Raw genomic sequence first — 18,382 nt, 5'->3', positions numbered from 1 at the left:
CTGGTTCCGTGGAGAACTTGTGACCGCGGCTTTGGCTGCGCTCAGGTGGGGAAGTGCCCCGGAGGTGGCGCCATGCCCGTCGGCCCTGCTCCGACTGTGGCTCCGGCCCTGCGCCGTGCCATGGCCAGGACCGCTCCGCCGATCAGCATCACCAGTCCCACCCCCGCGACGCCCAAGCCGGTCAGCCATACCCCCTGCTCCATGGGCTGGGTGGTGGACTTCGACGTACCGGTCGGATCAGCCAAATGCTCCTTGCCCTGGTACTTCACCACCCCGGCCTTGTCCGTCGGCGGTGAGGCTGCGGCCTTCACGGCGGCAGCGGCATCGATCTGTCCATATCCGACGTGGGCGTCGCGCCCGCCCGGCGGGTGGTGAGCAGTGCGCGTCAGGATCGTGCGGATCTGCCCGGGCGTGAGCTTCGGGTTGTGGGCACGCATCAGCGCTACGACACCGGCCGCCAGGGCAGTCGCCGGTGAGCTGCCGTTGATGGCCCGGTAGCCACCCTCCTTCGTGGCGCTGATGATGCCCACGCCCGGCGCGGCGACCGAGTTGTGCGTGCGTACGGTCGAGAACTCCGCCCGGCCGCCGCCCTGCTGCGTGGCGGCGACGGCGATCGTGCTCGCATAGCCCGCGGGGAAGGCACCGTTGGAGGAGTGATCCCCGCTGTTGCCGGCCCCCGCCACGACGGTCACCCCATGGCTCACCGCGTAACCGACCGCTTCCGCGTCGTAGTTGGAGTACGTGGTGAAGTCAGCACTTCCCAGGGACAGCGAGATCACGTCGGCACCATGGTCAACCGCATACCTGATGCCGTCCGCAATCGGCTCCAGGCCCTCTCCGCGCTGCTTGTCGCCCTCCTTGGAGTCGTCGATCACCCTGACGGAGAGAATCTTGGCCTGCGGGGCGACTTTGAGGACATCCGAGGCCATGGCCGTACCGTGCTTGCCCCACCGGGGGCTCGCTGGGTCGAGACCGTCCGCGTAGAAGTCGGGCCCAGTGGTCACTTTCCCTTTCAGGCCAGGGTGATCGGCCGCCACCCCACTGTCGAGAACAGCGACAGTGACGCCCGCGCCCCGGCTCGCCCGGTGGGCCGCCGAAAGGCCGAGCGCATCCGCTTCCCACCCGCGAGGCGCTGCTTCGGCCGCCGCTGCAGCAGGCGCGGGGGCCAGGGCGTACAGGAGTCCGCTCAATGCCAGTGCGACCGCTGTCGGCCTTACGTGCCGGAATCTCATGCGCTCGCCCCCGCCATCTGCAGTTCGTCGATGTGGGCTTTCAGCAGCTCCACGACATTGCCCGCTACACCGTGCCAGGACTCTCGGTCCAACGTTACGTCGATGTCAGACGCGTCCGGCAGGTCTCCGGCGACTCGCCCATCAGCCGCTCCCGTGGTCGCCGCGATGGCGTAGGGAAGGTTTTCACCGCCCGTCTGCCGGAGCGCCGCACCATTGCGCCTGTCCGGCTTGAAACCGGCCGCGAGAGTGCCAGGCACCGGCAGTGGATTCACCGTCGCCGCCTGCCCGTCCTGCGCGAGAAAGAAATCTTCCAGTTCCTTCTTCTTCGACTCGCCCTCGGGGAGAACAATGAGCACGACTGTCGCGACCGTGTTCCCCGTCGGATCGACGTATGTGGCACGCAGCACCGCTTTGCATCCGAGCCGGTTCGCGGCCCTTTTGACAGTGGCGGTCAGCCCCTTGTCGCATGACGTGTCGGGCGAAATGCCGAGCCGGTGCCAGCTTGCGTTCTCGGGCTTCGTGACGTCGCCGGCCCCGCCGTCCCTCCTGCCGAGGTGGTCGGGGAAGAGCTCGTCGGCGGGCTCGTCTCGCCACAGCACAGGCCCGTAGGCAGGATTGGCGATCGTCTGGCGGCTGTTGTTGTACGCGTGCATTGCGACAGCGCCGCCGCCCAAGAGCGCGATGGTGCCGACCAGAGCGAGCAGAACACCGAAGACCGCGCGGACAGTACGCCCTCCTGAAGGAGGCGGAGGCGGAGGCGCAGGCGGCGAACCGGGAGGGCCTATGGGCCATACCCCTGGAGGAGTGGCCGGTACGTGCGGTGTGTGTATCGGTCCGTGCTGCGGATGGTGTTGCTGCCAGCCACCGTGCTGGGGCGGCGGCTGCCCGTACGGGTTGCTGGCGCTGCCCGGGCCTCCGGGCGGCGTCGGGTAGGTCATCTTCTCCCTCTCGCGCGATACTTCCGGGAGAGGCACGAGTCACTCCACCCGTCCGCACGCGACGGCATTGATGTTCCGAACCACGTGCGACGAAGTTGTGCTCGCCAACTCGCCAACTTGCCAACTTGCACGAAGCAACACAGCGTTCGCCGGACAAGCCCTCCCCGTTGGGCACACAACACCCTATGGTGTGCGCCAAAGCAAACACGCCCGCCCTGTGTGCCCTGCGTGCAGGAATCGTGATCAACGCGCGTGCCCGCCCTCCGTCGCACCTGCTGGTGCCTGCGACCGGCGGATTGCGCGCTCGCCACTCATCCGAAGTCGTCCCTGATGTCGCGCTGTCGAGGTGAAGGCCGCCTCGCGGGAGGCCCACCGTCTCCACCCGACCGCGAGTCGGCTGCGGAGCGCGGGCCACCCCCTTCTTGGTGGCCGCTCCCAGACGGCCGCGCTGTATCGGGAGTCGCCGGGGGGACGGCCGGGCTGCCCGCCGCCTGCAGCCGGTGGTGGGCCCTCGCTCCGATGCCCACTCCGCCGATGCCGCCGACGCCACCTCCTGCGGCATTGACCACGGCGTTCTTCAACCACTGCGGCTTCTCGCTTCCCGTGGCCCTGGAGACTCCGTCAATGGCGACTCCACCTGTGACGTTCCCTACTACCCCACCCGCCGCGTTTTCCGAGGCCCGCATTCCCAGTTGGCTTACGCCACGGTTCCGTAGCAAGGCCGTCGCCCCTCCCGCCCCGGCCATCCCCAGCGGCGTACCGGCGAGTGATGAAACGCCACCCTGCCAGGCCGCTTCACAAAGGTCCTCACCATCAACTGCTTCTCCTGTTGCGGCCGCACTGGCGACCGTGGTGAAGGTGTTCCCTGCCCAGTTGATGCCGGAGTCGACGAGCAGCTTGGTCAGCTTCGCCGATCGCTGGTACGCACGCATGGCGGCGGCGATGCGACTCAACAGCCGGCCCAGGCGCTCGGAGTGGCTGATAGCTTGACCGGCCAGCCTGGCGACGTTCGTCGCCGCGGCGGCGCTTCCGAGGCCGAGCGTCACGAAGGACAGAGCTACGCCAACGCCGATCGAGACGCCGATTTCGATGTAGATATCGTGAATCTCTGAGTTGACCTGATCGATCGAGTCGGCGGCTTCCTCGAGCTGTCTGGCGATTTCGTCATACTGTGCCGTCGACTTTTCGACCGCCGCCCTGACCTCACGCCAATGCTGTTTGAACGCTTCGGCGGCAGGGCCACGCCAGGTGTCCCCGACCACGTCCTCGACATTCCTGTCGAGAGCCTTGAGCAAGCCATCGGCGCCCGCGACCTCGGATTGCAGCCGGCGCCACGCCTTGGCAGCCTGCCGGAGCTCCTCGGGCCTGCCTCCCGGATTGACGAGCTCGATGCCGAGTTCTACGAGCTCCTCACCGACAGATTCGTTTCCACTCACCTCTTACCCCCGTCGCGATTAGCCCCGAAAAGCACCGAAACGTCCTCGTCGGTGATCTCGGTGTCGCGGTTCACTTTCCTCAGGGCATCAGCGACAGCATCCAGATACTGGTGAACCCGCTTCATGGCGTCGGCGGCATCCGTGGAGTATTCGATGTAGGCGGTCCTCAACTCGTCCGACTCCGTCAGGAAGCCGAAACCGTCAGAGATGGCCTCTTCTCCAGTTTCCTGGATAAATTTTTTGAGGTGCGCCCGTAAATCGTATGCTTGCATCTCAAACCTGCGAGCGAGATTCCTGCCTGCGTCCTGTGCGTAAAATGGCGCATCGTCAGCCACTTGAGGCCCTCATTCATATCGGCGGGGCCCACGCAGCGGAGAACGCGCGCGCCCACCTGTCGACCGTGTCCCTGAGACCGGGTGGGAGCGCAGCTTGCGACCCCGGCTCCAACCCACTCGTACGACGGTCTTAACGATCAACCCGCAGCGCAGGACATGGTCTTGTCCTATTGGCTCCGGAACTGAGTCACGCCTGAGAGCTCCGGCGTTTGAGAGCGAAGATGGGCTGGGATACGCAGAGGGAGCCTGGTGGGGATGCACACAAAAAGGGGGACGCGGACGACTGCCCGCGTCGTCCGCGTCCCCAGGGAGTAGTTCAGTACTGCTTGCCACATGTTCGCCGGCAGCCAGGCCGGCCACGTGGTCGGTCGCCACTTGCGACGCTGAGCGATGTCGCCGCATGGGGAGTCACGACCGCGCCCGTGTGTTGGCCGAGACGGTCGAGTACCACATAGGCATTGTTCGTGCCTTCGCCCAGCTCTACGGTTGCTGGTAAGGGTTGGGGCTGCCAGGGTTATGGGACGTCGGAGCGGCGGGGTACGGCGCGTAGTTCGCGGTCTGCGCTGAGGTGCCGCCGGGGCTACCGCCTTGGCCTCCGTAGGGTCCACCACCGTTGCCGCGGTTGCGACGGCTGCGGATTATTGCGAAGACGATGCCGCCGATTACGACTACGGCTGCGATGCCGGCGATAGCGAGGATGCCGGTGGAGGAAGACTTCTTCTTCGCCTGGTTGTTCGTCGAACTGCCGTCGCCCTCGGATGCCTTACCGGAGTTCGTTGACGTGGAGGACGGAGCCTGCGGAAGGGGGCCCTCCTTGGGGCCCTTGGGGATGTCCATTGTGAGAGCCGAACCAGGACGGGCGATGCCGTAGCCGTACTGCCGGTCGGGAACCTCACTGACCTTGTTCTCGAGGAATGAGGCCGACTTGATCAGACGGTTGATGACCTGACCTGCTGTGAGGTCGGGGTACTTGGAGCGAACTAGGGCTGCGATGGCGGAGACGTAGGCGGTTGCATCGGAAGTGCCGTTTGCTACAGCGTATCCACCAGAGCGAGTAGGGTCTGCACTTAGGATTTTCTCCCCTGGAGCAGCAAGAATCACACCCTTGCCGCTATTCGAGTCATTCCAGAACTTCAACGACTCATCGATCGCAGTCACAGCCACTACTCCTGGTAGCGCCGCCGGATACTTGACGCTACCTCCATCGTTACCGGCTCCCGCGATGACTACGACATCATGCTGTTGCGCATATGCAATCGCTGCTGCAGCTTTTGATCCTGGATAGGCGCCGTCGTCATTGAAGGACAGGTTGATTACCTTGGCGCCTTGGTCTACGGCATAGCGAATTCCACTAGGCCACGTCGTATCCATGTCCTTGCCAGCATCAGCCTTCACCGGCAAGATTTTGGCCTTTGGCGCCAAACCCATCACACCAGATCCGTTGTTCGGCCCATGGCCGTGCCCTGCAATCAAGCTTGCCATGCCGGTGCCATGACCATCGTCATCTTGGTGAGGATCTGAGCTGTCCCTCGAGAAGTCCTTCCCTGGCAGCACCTGCCCGGTCAGGTCTGGATGACTAGCATCCACGCCGGAGTCGACCACAGCAACAGTCACTCCTTCGCCTTGAGATGTCTTCCATACCCTCTGAGCATCGAACACCCGAAGCGGCCACTGCTGATCCCTGATGGAATCTGCTGACGCCAAGGGGGCTGAAGTGAGGAGCAAGGCTCCTGTCAGCGCCAAGACTCCTGTCGTGGACCAGACTCGCTTGACACCCATTCCTTGCTCCTCACTCAACTACGACTGGTTACGCCAGCCTGCATAAGCGAACCGTCGGCAGCATGCCACCCGGACCGCTCGTGTGCCTACTCGATGTTGCGCGGCACGTTGCGCTTGCGGTCCTCTTCCGACACCCAGGTCTCTTCGTCCTCGACCAGGTAGTCGGGACGCTCGCCCCGGCTGTTCTCTTCCTCGGATCGCCTGCCGTTGCCTCGGCCCATGCCACCGGCCATACCGCCCGCCATGGCGCCGCGCTGTGAGCCACCGCGACTGCCGTGCAGGCCCGCACCTGCAGCTGTGCCCTTGCCTGTAGGCGCCTTGGCCGCACCCACTACGCCGCCGCGAGCCTTTGCGAGGGCTCCTCGGCCACCCGCTGCAGCGCTGCCTCGGCCGGCCGCGCCGGCTCCGGCGCCGCCGCCCATGCCGCCCATGCCGCCCATGCCGGGTCGGCCTCCTGTACCACGCCCAGCTGCGGCACCACCGGGGCCGCCGCCCAGGCCGGCACGGCCGCCGGGGGTTCCGAGGCCGCTGCGGCCCGCAGGTGCGATGCCTCCTCGTCCCGGACCGCCGACGCCGCTGCGGCCACCACCGCTGAGACCGGGTCCTGCGATGGGAGCAATGCCGCCACCTGGCAGAGCACCAGCACCGCCGCCACCACCACCGCCACCGACGGGGCCAGGGCTAAGACCCGGTCCAGTCAGCCCGGGCTTAATGCTGTCCACGTTTGTTCCGGTAGTGGGCGGCAGAGGTGTGCCGCCAGTGATGCCCTGGGGACGCGGAATTGGGGGGGCTGCGCCGATCTTGCTGGTGCCGCCAGCGCTCCACGGCTTGGGGGCTGCACCCGGCGCACCTGGGCGGCCGCTACCCGAAGGATTCGGCATTGCAATCGGCGGCGGCATCGGGATGTTGTTCGGGCTCGGAGGCGAGTAAGGGTCCTGGGAGTCATGGACGCGAGGCGTCGCCGCGTACGCCTTGTAGTTGACTGCCAGCTGCTCCATCACCGCGACAGCCTCGAGCTGCTTCTGCTTACCCAGCGACAGCGAGTCCGCGTTCGCCTTCGCCGCAGCTTCCGTGCTGGCGCCGTTCTTGATGTCTTCGAGCAGTCGAGCGTCGTTCCGCTCATCGTCGAAGGCCTTGTCCCAGGCCCTGTCCCAGCCGGACGGCTCCTTGATGTCCCGCATTTTCTCCCTGGAAGCGCGCAGGTCCTTCTGTGCAGCGTCCATCATCTGCGCGTTGCGGTTTGCCCAAGCAGCGCCATTCCTGACGCGCTGAGAGAGCTTCGCCGCCTCGCGCTGGAACGCCTGGGCCGCCTCGCCTTCCCAGTGCTCCAGAACGTTGTCGACAGCCGTCTGCAGCATGCCGGCAACGCTGTCCTTTGCCGAGACCGAGTCAACGCCGCCGCCGCTGCCGTCTCCTCCGGAGAGGATGTTGTGCACCTGCTTCCAGTGCTGACTGACCTCATAGATCCGGTCCGGATCCGCGTTCATGATCATGTCGCGAAGGGCAGGGATGCCCAGGTTCATCAGGGGCGTGTCGATCTGACTGCGATCCGGCCCGCCCTTGCCGCCGTCGGGCTGCTCCTCGAGCAGCTGGTCGTGCTTCTCCTGGATGCGCTGCTCTCGCGCTTCCTGCTGTGCCTTGATCTGTTCTGGTGTGGGGTGGTAACCGTATGCCATCTTCGAACATCCCCTCCGTCAGTCGCCGATGCCTGTAAGTCGTTTAGAAAGCTGCGCCCTTGGGCCCACCAGAGCCGCCACCCATGTTCTTCTCGACCGCGAGCTCCTGCTCGGCGTACTTGTCCTTGACCTTCGACGCGCTCGTGCCGAACTTCTCGATCAGGTCGTGAAGTCCCCGGATGATGTTTTCGATCCGGACCTTCTCTTCTTCATGAGCCGCGTGCAGCGCGTTCGACTCCAGGAACTTCTCACTGCCAAAGGCACTGCTGGGGATGTTCGTCTCGTACTTCGCCTTGGTCTTGGCCGACTCCATGTCGCCAAGAAGACCCAGCAGCTTCCGGATGACCTCATCCAGCGCGCTCAGATCGACCCGCATTCCGTTGCTCATACCCCGTTGTCCTCTCCCCTGTTTTTCTTAACCTGACTGCCTGGCGCGCTTGTTCCGCCAGTCGCGTACCGCTACGCCGCTGCCGCTCGCCACGAGTACCAGGAGCAAGCCCGCGCCCACCACGTACATCGCGACCCGGCGTTCCTGCTCCGCTTCCGTCTCGCCCATCGTTACTGCCATGGGGATGACCTCGCCCGTGCCCTGGGCAACCGGTGGGTCCGGTTGGGGGCGGGTGCCTGGCTCGGAGTCGTCCGCGAGGGCGGCTACTGGGTCCACTACGCCCCAGCCCAGGTAGCGGTTCGGGCCGCGGCCGGGGCGGTTGGCGGATTCCTGGAGGCGGGTGGTGATCTGGGCCGCCGTCCAGTCAGGGTGCTTTTCCTTCAGCAGCGCCGCTACGCCCGCCACGTACGGGGCCGCGAAGCTCGTGCCGTCCGCGGCGCACTGGCCGCCCTTGGGGACGGTCGACACCATGCCGACGCCCGGGGCCGCCACGTCCACGAAGTCCCCCGCCTGCGAGAAGAAGGCTCGCTCGTCGTTACGGTCCGAGGCCGCCACCGCCAGGACCCCGGGGTACGACGCCGGGTAGGTGTTCGCGGACTTGCCGTTGGCGCCGTCGTTGCCGGAGGCCGCGATGATCAGGGCGCCGTCCTGCACGGCCTCCGCCACGGTGTTGCGCAGCGTCGGGTTGTCTTTCTTGTTCGCCGTGTCCGACGAGATGTTGATGATTTCCGCGCCCTTGGCGACCGCGTCCTTGATCGCTGCGGACATCGTCCCCGAGTCGCCCTGCTTCTCCTCCCCGCCCGTGTAGCGGAGGGAAAGGATCTTGGCTTTCGGGGCTATGCCCGCGAAGCCGGTGTCCGGGATCTCGCGGGCCGCGATGATGCCGGCCACCCGGGTGCCGTGACCCTCGATGTCGTCCGTGCCGTCGCCGCCGACGTAACTCTTACTGCCCGGGGCCATGGCGCCGCGCAGCTGCGGGTTCGAGTCGTCGACGCCGGTGTCGATCACGGCGACCGTGACGTTCTTGCCCGTCGCCTGCGCGCGCAGTTGGTCCAGGAGTACGCGCTGGAGCGACCACGGCGTGGACTTTATGATCTCGCCGCCGAAGGTGCACTCGGAGCTGGAGGACAGCCCGAAGGACGGCTTGTCGGCGTCTGCCAGGCGGGTTGGGTGAGCGGGAGTGTCTGTCGCTACTGCCGGCGGGGCGGTCGTGAGACACACCCCGGTTACCGCGAGAACGCCAAATGCCCGCTGCAGTGCGCGGGTTCCACTCGTGCGCGTACGCGGACGGGGTGTCAGGACCCCCATTTTCAGGCTCCCCAGGCTTTCTTGCTTCGTCGAAGGTCTAGTTGTTGCGCTAGTTGTGGCTTTGGGTGGTGCAGAAGTGGGGCGGCCCAGCTGACGCCATGGCGTCGGCCGGGCCGGCCCATCTCGTCTCACCTCGGGTTGGTTCAGCCCCAGGTGTTGGCGTTGCTCTTCTCAGTGGCCTGGTAGTTCTCGGCCGAGCTCTGCAGCGCCGCGGCGATCTTCATCAGCGTCTGGTGCAGGGAGGCGGCGGTCTTGTCCCAGTCGCGCTGCCGGCGCTGGTAACCCTCCTGCGCCTCACCCTCCCAGGTGGTGGCGACGCGCCGGACAGCGGCCTCGACGTCGTCGAGCTGCTGCTTGATGCGGCCGGCGGTGTTCTTCACGTCCGTGGACGCGTTGGTGATGGTGGCGTAATTGACGAGAATCGACATCGTTGCTCCCTTTCAGGAAGAAGTCTTGAGGAGGCGGGGAGTGAGTGGATCAGCCGAAGTCGGACATGATCTTGCTGACTTCAGCGTTCTGCTGCTCTTCCGACGCGGTGTAGTTGCTCCGCGTGGAGTCCACGGCTTCCTTGATGCCTTCGAGGATCTCGCTCATCCTCTTCGCCTCTTCGTTCCACCTGTTCTGGAGCTCGTGGTACGACTTGGCCGCCTGGCCCTGCCAGCCGCCCGCGACCTGGTCGATCACTCCGCTGAGACGGCGGATCTCGCCCTGAATCTGACCATTCACCGTGGTGATCTGGCCCGAGAGCCTGGTCAGCTCATCTTCTGTTACCCGAAACTGCCCGGCCATGGTGAACCTTCCCCCATGTCGTTGATGGTCCGGGAAGCCTGTGCCACTCCCCGGATAAGCGTCACATCAATGAGCGCTGCAAGCACTCTATCGTCCGTCCGTCGCACATCCACATGTAGCGGTTATCAGTTACAGACTTCACACACATGCGCGACGACACTGTGATCGATTACGCCCAAGTCCCGGCGGTCTTGCTGCTGTTGGGCTCACTGGCTCTGTGGCTGCGCCGCGCTGGTGGTGTCGAGCGTGGGGCCCTTCGGGATGAACTCCGCCCACGACTGGGGCACGACCGCGGCGTTCACGAGCTTCTCGTATCCCAGCCGGGTGCGTGCCTTGTCCGTCTCGCTCGCCTCCCCCTCCGACGAGGACGAGGACCCGTTGCCTTTCTTGTCCGCCGCGCTGTCGTTGTTCGACGGCAGCGAGTACCGCAGGCCCGTGTCCGTCAGCAGGTACGTCGCCCCGCCGCCCTGCGCCGAGCCGGTGACCTCCTGGAAGAGCAGCCCCGAGCCCGAAGAGACGTACGCGTTCAGCGAGTCGGCGATGACCTTCTTGGGGTACGCCGTCCCTGCCCAGGCGGCGAGCTTCGGCTTGTTGTCCGGTCCGAGCGTGCCGCTGTAGACGCTGCACGAGGTGTTCCGGGCCGCACTGGCCGCCGTCGCCTCCGGGTTGGCCTGCTGCGGGACGGTCTGCGGCCAGCCCTTGTCCGCGTAGAACCTCTTCGCCGCGCCCCGGTTGGCTTCGATGATGTCCGAGGTGTTGGCCTCGATGTAGGTGGGGTCGCCGGTTCCGTACGCCACCTCGGCGGACGGCGAGTGCTTGAGCAGATTGGCGACGAACGGCGTGATGGCCGCGACCTGGTCCTTCAGTACGACGTAGTACTGGTCCCCTTGGGCGTCCTGCGCCTTGAGGATCCGGCCCACCGTCCCCGCCTCGGCGGGAAGCCCTTCGACCCCCGTCTGCGTGCCGACGTCCGGCACGGTCGGGAACGTAATGGCGCCGCGCAGGATGAAGGTCCGCAGCCACTCCGTGCTCACCGGCTGCGGCTCGGGCGCGGTGCCGATGACCGCGGCCTTCAGCTGCTCCATCTCGGTGTCGTCGAGACCCGATGTGCCGCCCAGCAGGAACGCGTTGCCCTTGCCGTCGATCAGGTATTCCAGCTTCGTCTTGGTGTCGACGACGTACAGCGCCTCTCGCTCGTCGACCTTCCCCGTGTTCGAGACCGACTTCGCGTCCTTGTCGTTGAGGACGAAGACGGCACGGTCGATCGACGTGTTGGAGCCGCGCGCCGGGCGCTCGCAGACCGCCCAGGTCTTCGGCCTCTCGGCGTCCTCCTTGGTGGGCAGCCGGTCGGGGGCGTACGGGATGCCGAGGGTCGCGCCGTGCGGGATGCCGCTCTTGTCGATCTCCTTGCCGGGGACCTCGATGACGGTGCCCTTGCCCTTGTCCAGAAGGAGCTTGGCGGAGGCGTAGTTGAGGACCGGGTGCAGCGTCGCGACCTTCTTGCCGCCCTCGCCCTTGTCGGGGATCACGACGTAGCGCGTCGTCGAATCGCTGTCGACGATGATGTGCTGGCCGGGGGTGTTCCAGCCCTTGGGCGCCGAGGGCTTGATCACACCCCAGGCGATGAAGCCGATCACCAGGACAACACCCACCGCCAAGCTGGGCATTACTGTACGAATAGGACGCGGCGCACCTTCGTCGGAACCTCCGGGCGAAGGTGCCAGGAACGCAGCGACAGTGCGCTTGCGAGCGAACGTATAGGCGGCGAGCTCATCCCGACGCGTTGCCATGGTCCTGGCTCTCCCGTTTGGTCGTGCGTAGTCGTGCGTATACGTGAAGACTGCTTCTGCCGAACAGGCCACCTACTATGCACTGCGCCGCGCGACGGTGATCCACCAGGTGTGCGGTCCCCGTCGCATCTTCACAGGCCTGTGCCATGTTCGTAGCCCGGCACCTGTGTCGCCCCGTGTTCATCAACGGGTACCGTGACCACTCGCACAACTGACGTGGGCAATTGTGGCCCCTGGCCCCGTCGCTGAGATCCGCGCAACCGGATCCGCGCCGACGACGGCCACCACTTCGCGAAAGGGATGTCCCGGGGGATGACCAGCGCTACGAGCACTCGGCGCGGACGCCGCGCACCGCAGCAACCGGGACGCGGCCGCAGAGCCGCGCCGGCCCCGGCTCCCGCGGCCACCGGCAACTCCGCGGCGCCGCGCACGCTGCCGCACCCCGGCGGCCTGGGTCCGCTGCGGCTTCAGCAGCTCATTCTGGTCGAGCTGGCGGCGGCCGTCATGCTGGCCGCCTGGGCCACCTCCGAGCGCTGGCTGCTCGCCCCGGCGGGTGCCGTGGCCGCGCTGCTGCTACTCCTGGCGATCCTGCGCCGACACCACCGGCCGCTGCCCGAGTGGTACGAGACGACGCGCGCCCTCAAGCGCCGCCGACGCGAGGCCAAGCTGCCCGTCCCGCCCGGTACGGACCCGATGCTGGCCCCGACCGTGGAGTGCGACCCGGCGCTGCGGACGTACACCTTCGTCTCCCGTGACGACCGTTCGATCGGCATGATCGGCGACGGGTCCTTCCTGACGGCTGTGCTCTTCGTGCAGCCGGGCGACGAGCCGCTGCGTCCCGCGTTCGCCGGGCGGCAGCTGCCGCTGCAGCTGATCCAGGACGCCCTTGAGGTCGACGGCATCAAGCTCGCCTCCGCGCAGGTCGTGCAGCACACCCAGCCGGCGCCCGCGCCGCATCTGCCCCAGCAGTCCGTCGCCGCACGGTCGTACGGACCGCTCCAGGCCCAGGCCGGTTCTCCCGCGCTCCGGCTCACCTGGGTCGCCCTCAAGCTCGACCCGGAGCTGTGCCCCGAGGCGGTGGAGGCGCGCGGCGACGGCGTCCCCGGCACCCAGCGCGCGCTGCTGCGCGTGGCGGACCAACTGGCGAGCAGGCTGGCCGGAGCCGGCTTCGAGGCGACCATCCTGGATGAGAACGAGCTCGTACAGGCGCTCGCGACGTCGAGCTGCCTCAACCCGCGGGCCAACGCGCAGCACGGCCAGCAGGGTCAGGACGGGCGGCCGGCTCAGCGGCGTACGGTCGAGTCGGTGCGCACCTGGCGGGTCGACGACCGGTGGCACTCCACCTACTGGATCTCCCGCTGGCCGCAGTTGGGGGACGGCGGCGTCGCACTGCCGCGGCTCATCACGCAGTTCACCTCGCTGCCCGTACTCGCCACGACGTTCAGCATGACCCTGAGCAAGGCCGGCAACCGCGGCATCTCCGTCACCGGGCATGTGCGCATCACCGGCCGCGGCGAGAACGAACTCGGCCAGGTCCGGCGTGAGTTGGAGCGTGCCGCGAGCGCGTCCAAGGTCGGCCTCGTGCGCCTCGACCGGGAACAGGTCCCCGGAGCACTCGCCACCCTGCCGCTCGGAGGTACGTACTGATGTCCTACCCCACGCCGACCATGAATCCGGGGCAGCGCGGCCAGGAGCCCGCCCGCACACCGGCGCACGTGGCCTCGCCCACCGACACCGGCCTGATCCCGATCATCCGGCCGGAGACGCCCCAGCAGCAACGGCGCATCTTCAGTCCGGGGTTCGGGCTGCGCGGCCCGCGCCGTAACCGTCATGTCGTCACCGCCGAGGAGATCGCGGCGATCAGCGTGCCGATCGGTGACGACGGCGTCGTCATCGGCACCGACACGCAGTCCCAGCCCGCGGTGCTCGGTCTGGCCCGCCCCACCCCCTTCGACGTCGTCGTCGTGGGCGGCCTGTGGATCGCCCAGGTACTGGCGCTGCGCGCGGCCGCGACGGGTGCGCGCGTGGCTGTCGAGACCGGACGCCCGCAGGCCTGGCAGCAGCTCGCCCAGGCGGCGGGCGGCGGGCAGCAGTGCATGACGGTCTATCCGGTGGGCCGTGTGCCCGCGCAGGGTCCTTCCGTCTCCAGCCCGGTGGTGCTGATCCGCGACTGCGGTGTACGGCCGCCGCGCGGGCGCGTGACCTCGCTGCCGTGGCAGGCCGTGGTGACCGTGCTGCCGTTCGTCGGCGAGCACGCGCCCCGCTGGCTGGCGCAGGCGCAGTTGGTCGGGATCCAGCGCATCTCGCCCCAGGAGACCGAGGTCGTACGGGAGACCCTCGGCATCCCGGCGGAGCACCTCGAGATGCTGCCGACGCTCTCCGACAACGTCGCCCTGTGGTGCACGCGCAAGCACCGCAAGTACGTCATGACCGAGCCCACGGACGCGGAGACGGGTCTGCTCGGCATGGCCCGCCGACTGGACTGAGGGCCGCGCCGAGCGTCGTGGGCGGGGCGTCGGGCGGGCGGGGTGCCGGGGGGAACATGGGAGCCGGCCCGCACGCAAGGGCGCTTTTCCGTACCGTGGGGCGAAAGATTAGTCTTCTGGTGATGCGGTGAACGTCGCAGCCGCGTAGGACGCGCCACCCCATCCGCCCGACCGCGACGACGCCAGCAGCAGTTGCTGACCAGGAGGCAAAGCAGTGAACAGGGATCGGTCCGAGTACCACGGCGACGGCCAGTCCTCGGACGGGGACGACCGCGAGCTGGATCTCACCGGCGAGTTCGAAATCGTCTACGAGCCTCCTGCCTGGTACGACCAGAGCAGCACGCGGGGTGGCTCCGCGCAGGGTGGCCAGGGGAACGCCGGACCAGCGTCTCCCCCGCCGCCGACCGGTCCGCCGCTGGGGCAGGGTGGCCCGGCCCAGCAGGGGCCGCCCGCGCCTCAGGGCCAGGCACCGGCGCAGCCGTACGCGCAGGGCGCGCCTCAGCCTCAGGCGGATCAGTACGGCACGGGTGGCTACGGCTTTCCGCAGCAGCCGGGGCCCGGCGCGCCCCAGCAGGCCGTCGGGTACGGGTACCCCCAGCAAGGCGCGCCCGGTGGGTACGGGTATCCCCAGCAGCCCGCGCCGCAACAGGCCGCTCCCGGCCAGGACCCGTCCGGTGGTTACGGGTACCCCCAGCAGCCCGCGCCCGCCGCGCCGCAGCAGGCTGCCCCCGGAGCGCCGCAGCCCGGCCAGGACCCGTCCGGCGGTTACGGGTACCCCCAGCCACAGGCACCGGCGCAGCCCGCCCCGGCTGCCGCGCCCCAGGTGCAGGCCCCGGCTCCGGGCTTCCCCGTACTGCGCCCGGTCGAGGACGACGCCCAGGGCAACGCGCCGCAGGCTGCCGCTCCGGAGACGAACGTCCCCGAGCAGCGGTCGGCCCCCGCTCAGCAGACGCCCGAGCCCAACTACGCCGCCGCCGACGCAGAGGCGGCAGCGCTGTTCGGCGGTGCGGACGACGACGCGGAGGAGGCGGAGCACGGCGACGAGGCGGCGACGGGCGACTCCGAGACCGCGTCAGGCGGCGACGGCGAGGCCGGCGCCAGCTCCGCGACGGACGCAGGAGTCGACGCCGACGCCGAAGGCGGTGGCGAGCCCGGTGCCACGTCCGCCCCGGTGGCGCCCGCTGCCTCCCAGCCGCAGCCGGCAGCGCAGGTTCAGCCGCAGGGTGATCCCGCGCCGCAGACCTCCCAGGAACTCCCCCCGCTGCCGCAGGGCTTCCAGCCTGCGGCGCAGCCGCAGGCGCAGCAGCCCGTCCAGGGCGCACCGCAGCAGGCAGGACAGCCGGACCAGCAGGCCGCAGCCGCGCAAGCCGCACACGCCGCCGGATACGGCTACCCCCAGCAGCCGGTCCAGGGCGTACCGCAGCAAGCGGGACAGCCCGACCAGCAGGCCGCAGCCGCGCAAGCCGCACACGCCGCCGGATACGGCTACCCCCAGCCCTTCCCCCAGCAGCCGCAGCCGCAGCACCAGCCCCCGCAGCAAGGCACCTTCGGCGCGGCCCAGCCGCTGCCGCAGCAGCAGGCCGCGCCGCAGCAGCACCCCGGTTACCCCGCGCAGGGCGGACAGGCGGCACCCGGCTACCCGCAGCAGCCCCAGCAGCAGGCACCGCAGGGCGCACAGCCGCAGCCGATGCAGCAGCCGCAGCCCGTACACCCGCAGCAGCAGCCTCCGCAGCAGCCGCAGTCCGGCTACAACTACCCGCCTCAGCAGGCAGGTTACGGCTACCCGCAGCCCGCGCAGCCGGTGCCGCCGCAGCAGGCCGCACACCCGCAGGCACCGGCACAGCAGCAGCCGCAGGCCCAACCGCCTCAGTACCAGCAGCAACCTCAGCAGCAGGCACCACAACAGGCACCCCAGCAGCAGCCCCCCGCCTACGGCTCACAGGGCTGGACCGCCCCGGCAGGTCCGCAGGCCGGTGCTCCCCAGCAGCAGGCCGCGCCCGGCACGCCGCTCGGCTACAACGCCGCCGTCGAGCTCTCCTCCGACCGGCTGCTGCGCAACCAGCCCAAGGCCCGCAAGAACAACTCGGGTCCGTCCCGCTTCAAGCTCGGCGCCAAGAAGGAAGAGGAAGAGCGGCAGCGCAAGCTGGCGCTGATCCGTACGCCGGTCATGTCGTGCTACCGGATCGCGGTGATCAGCCTCAAGGGCGGCGTCGGCAAGACCACGACGACCATGTCGCTCGGCGCCACGCTCGCTTCCGAGCGCCAGGACAAGATCCTGGCGATCGACGCCAACCCGGACGCCGGCACCCTGGGCCGACGCGTACGCCGCGAGACCGGCGCCACCATCCGCGACCTGGTGCAGGCGATCCCGCAGCTGAACAGCTACATGGACATCCGACGCTTCACCTCGCAGGCGCCGTCGGGGCTCGAAATCATCGCCAACGACGTCGACCCGGCGGTCTCGACCACCTTCAACGACCAGGACTACCGCAGCGCACTCGAAGTCCTGGGCAGGCAGTACCCGATCATCCTGACCGACTCGGGCACCGGGCTGCTCTACAGCGCGATGCGCGGAGTCCTCGACCTCGCCGACCAGCTAATCATCATCTCCACACCGTCCGTGGACGGTGCGAGCAGCGCCTCGACGACCCTCGACTGGCTTTCCGCGAACGGTTTCGCCGACCTCGTCCAGCGGTCGCTCACCGTGATCTCCGGGGTCCGCGAGACCGGTAAGATGATCAAGGTCGACGACATCGTCGCGCACTTCGAGACCCGCTGCCGCGGCGTCGTCGTGGTGCCCTTCGACGAACACCTCGCGGCGGGCGCCGAGGTCGACCTCAACATGATGCGTCCCAAGACGCGTGAGGCGTACTTCCACCTCTCGGCCCTCGTCGCCGAGGACATCGCCCGCACCCAGCAGGGCCAGGGCTTCGCCCCGCAACAGCAGGTCCCGCAACAGCAGCCCCCGCAGGGATACGCGCCGCAGCAGCACCCCGGCGCCGCGCCTCCGCCGGGTCAGGGCTGGCAGCAGCCGGGTCATCAGCAGCCCCCGCAGGGCCAGGGCTGGCAGCAGCAGCCGGCGCAGCCGCAGAACCCGAACCAGCCCGGACCTGGCTGGACGCAGTAGCAGCCGGGGCTCGTCCCTCGTGCGGGTGAGTTACTACAAGGTGCTTATGCGCAGGGCACGTTGTGTCGGCCTAAGATGCCGGAACGACGTACTGCCGTTGGGCCGAAAGGGAGTTTGACTGATGGGGAGCGCACAGGAGAAGGAAGAGCTGTACGCCCTCGACATCTCCGGGGTCGAGTGGCACAGCGCCCCCGGCACGAGCGAGAACGAGGAGCGGGTCGAGATCGCGTACCTGCCCGAGGGGGCTGTCGCGATGAGGTCGTCCATGGATCCGGAGACCGTCCTTCGGTACACCGAGGCCGAGTGGCGGGCGTTCGTACTCGGAGCGCGCGACGGTGAGTTCGACCTGACCTGACCTGACCCGACCTGACCTGACCTGAGTGCGGCGCTGATGCCGTGACAGCACTTCGCCCCGCCGGACGAGATCCGGCGGGGCGAAGTGCTGTTACGGGCGCTCGTTCCCGGCGCGTGTCACCTGCGGTTCCTGCCGGTGACGAAGGCAAGACCCCAGGCGGCTGCCGCGGCCACCACGAGGCCGAGCAGAGAGTGCAGCTCGGTTCCGCTCCGGCTTCCCCACCAGGCCCTGGCCGGGAAGAAGGGGTCTTCGAACAGCATGTCGCCGAGGAAACGCAGGCCACCGACGTCGAGGTACATGAAAACCATGCCGTTGGTGAAGCCGAAGAAGGTCCCGAGCATGGCTACGACGATCCCGCTGATCCAGGCGCCGATGCTGCGCCGGCCGACGAGGCCCACCACGGCGCCGACGGCGGCTCCGTTGAGGAGCGCGTGAAGAATGTAAAGCGTGAGCCCCACGTTCCTCGACTGGTCCTCGGCCGTGGCGTAGAGGACGACGCTGTAGATCAGCGCGACGAAGAACGAGACGAGGAACCCGAGGAAGAACGCCCCCACCGGGTTGCCCGACCTCGGCTGCTGTCCGTACGGCGCCTGAATCGGGTACGCCGGCTGCGCCGGGAAGTGCCCAGGACCGACCGGCGGCGGCGCGCCGAACCCTTGCGGGGGTCCGGGCGGCTGCTGGGGTACGGGTGGCTGGTGGCCCGCGTTGTACTGGGGCTGCCAGGGCTGGCTCATGAAGGGGTC

Annotated in this window: 16 protein-coding genes; 4 read left to right on the top strand and 12 right to left on the bottom strand. The window is 68.2% G+C overall.

Annotated features, from left to right (window positions below; translation table 11 throughout):
• Positions 1 to 41: 41 nt before the first annotated feature.
• The 11 genes from G412_RS0127125 to eccB form a co-directional block, all read right to left on the bottom strand.
• Positions 42 to 1,232, bottom strand: a complete 1,191-nt coding sequence (locus G412_RS0127125; protein WP_028814820.1) for a S8 family peptidase — start codon at positions 1,230 to 1,232, stop codon at positions 42 to 44.
• Positions 1,229 to 1,885: a hypothetical protein gene (locus G412_RS36175; protein WP_051338639.1), complete on the bottom strand. Its 657-nt coding sequence runs from the start codon at positions 1,883 to 1,885 to the stop codon at positions 1,229 to 1,231. The genes G412_RS0127125 and G412_RS36175 overlap by 4 nt, the downstream gene beginning before the upstream one ends.
• Positions 1,886 to 2,481: 596 nt before the next feature.
• The gene (locus G412_RS36170; RefSeq protein ID WP_051338638.1) at positions 2,482 to 3,606 is read right to left on the bottom strand and encodes a WXG100 family type VII secretion target; all 1,125 of its coding nucleotides are present in this window, start codon (positions 3,604 to 3,606) and stop codon (positions 2,482 to 2,484) included.
• Positions 3,603 to 3,941, bottom strand: a complete 339-nt coding sequence (locus tag G412_RS0127110) for a hypothetical protein (protein WP_028814819.1) — start codon at positions 3,939 to 3,941, stop codon at positions 3,603 to 3,605. Before G412_RS0127110 ends, G412_RS36170 begins: the two co-directional genes overlap by 4 nt.
• Before the next feature lie 480 nt (positions 3,942 to 4,421).
• Positions 4,422 to 5,720 carry a type VII secretion-associated serine protease mycosin gene (mycP, locus tag G412_RS38530; protein WP_078607426.1) on the bottom strand — a complete coding sequence of 433 codons (1,299 nt, stop codon included), beginning with the start codon at positions 5,718 to 5,720 and terminating at the stop codon, positions 4,422 to 4,424.
• An 86-nt stretch (positions 5,721 to 5,806) separates the two neighbouring features.
• Complete coding sequence (locus G412_RS39840; protein ID WP_157839170.1) at positions 5,807 to 7,396, bottom strand: WXG100 family type VII secretion target; 1,590 nt, start codon at positions 7,394 to 7,396, stop codon at positions 5,807 to 5,809.
• Positions 7,397 to 7,439: 43 nt separating this feature from the next.
• A complete protein-coding gene (locus tag G412_RS36160; RefSeq protein WP_051338637.1) occupies positions 7,440 to 7,784 on the bottom strand; it encodes a hypothetical protein in 345 nt (114 codons plus the stop codon).
• A gap of 27 nt (positions 7,785 to 7,811) precedes the next feature.
• Positions 7,812 to 9,005 carry a type VII secretion-associated serine protease mycosin gene (mycP, locus tag G412_RS0127075; protein WP_051338636.1) on the bottom strand — a complete coding sequence of 398 codons (1,194 nt, stop codon included), beginning with the start codon at positions 9,003 to 9,005 and terminating at the stop codon, positions 7,812 to 7,814.
• Between the two features lie 230 nt (positions 9,006 to 9,235).
• A complete protein-coding gene (locus G412_RS0127070; protein ID WP_028814814.1) occupies positions 9,236 to 9,520 on the bottom strand; it encodes a WXG100 family type VII secretion target in 285 nt (94 codons plus the stop codon).
• Positions 9,521 to 9,569: 49 nt separating this feature from the next.
• Positions 9,570 to 9,881 carry a WXG100 family type VII secretion target gene (locus tag G412_RS0127065; protein ID WP_028814813.1) on the bottom strand — a complete coding sequence of 104 codons (312 nt, stop codon included), beginning with the start codon at positions 9,879 to 9,881 and terminating at the stop codon, positions 9,570 to 9,572.
• Positions 9,882 to 10,087: 206 nt separating this feature from the next.
• Positions 10,088 to 11,671 carry a type VII secretion protein EccB gene (gene eccB, locus G412_RS0127060; RefSeq protein ID WP_028814812.1) on the bottom strand — a complete coding sequence of 528 codons (1,584 nt, stop codon included), beginning with the start codon at positions 11,669 to 11,671 and terminating at the stop codon, positions 10,088 to 10,090.
• Positions 11,672 to 11,983: 312 nt separating this feature from the next.
• On the opposite strand from eccB, the gene eccE reads away from it, so the two are divergent.
• The 4 genes from eccE to G412_RS0127040 all read left to right on the top strand — a co-directional run bounded on the left by eccE (position 11,984) and on the right by G412_RS0127040 (position 17,639).
• Positions 11,984 to 13,318, top strand: coding sequence for a type VII secretion protein EccE (gene eccE / locus G412_RS0127055; RefSeq protein ID WP_028814811.1), 1,335 nt, complete (start codon positions 11,984 to 11,986; stop codon positions 13,316 to 13,318).
• Positions 13,318 to 14,157, top strand: coding sequence for a hypothetical protein (locus G412_RS0127050; protein WP_028814810.1), 840 nt, complete (start codon positions 13,318 to 13,320; stop codon positions 14,155 to 14,157). The genes eccE and G412_RS0127050 overlap by 1 nt, the downstream gene beginning before the upstream one ends.
• A 214-nt stretch (positions 14,158 to 14,371) precedes the next feature.
• Positions 14,372 to 17,284 carry an SCO5717 family growth-regulating ATPase gene (locus tag G412_RS0127045; RefSeq protein WP_028814809.1) on the top strand — a complete coding sequence of 971 codons (2,913 nt, stop codon included), beginning with the start codon at positions 14,372 to 14,374 and terminating at the stop codon, positions 17,282 to 17,284.
• 121 nt (positions 17,285 to 17,405) lie between these two features.
• Positions 17,406 to 17,639: a DUF397 domain-containing protein gene (locus G412_RS0127040; protein WP_028814808.1), complete on the top strand. Its 234-nt coding sequence runs from the start codon at positions 17,406 to 17,408 to the stop codon at positions 17,637 to 17,639.
• A gap of 116 nt (positions 17,640 to 17,755) precedes the next feature.
• On the opposite strand, the gene G412_RS36155 is transcribed toward G412_RS0127040, so the two are convergent.
• Complete coding sequence (locus tag G412_RS36155) at positions 17,756 to 18,373, bottom strand: hypothetical protein (protein WP_037650001.1); 618 nt, start codon at positions 18,371 to 18,373, stop codon at positions 17,756 to 17,758.
• Between the last annotated feature and the right edge of the window lie 9 nt (positions 18,374 to 18,382).

The organism is Streptomyces flavidovirens DSM 40150 (genome assembly GCF_000429085.1).
GTDB lineage: Bacteria > Actinomycetota > Actinomycetes > Streptomycetales > Streptomycetaceae > Streptomyces > Streptomyces flavidovirens.
This window is presented reverse-complemented; position numbering and strand designations above follow the sequence as displayed.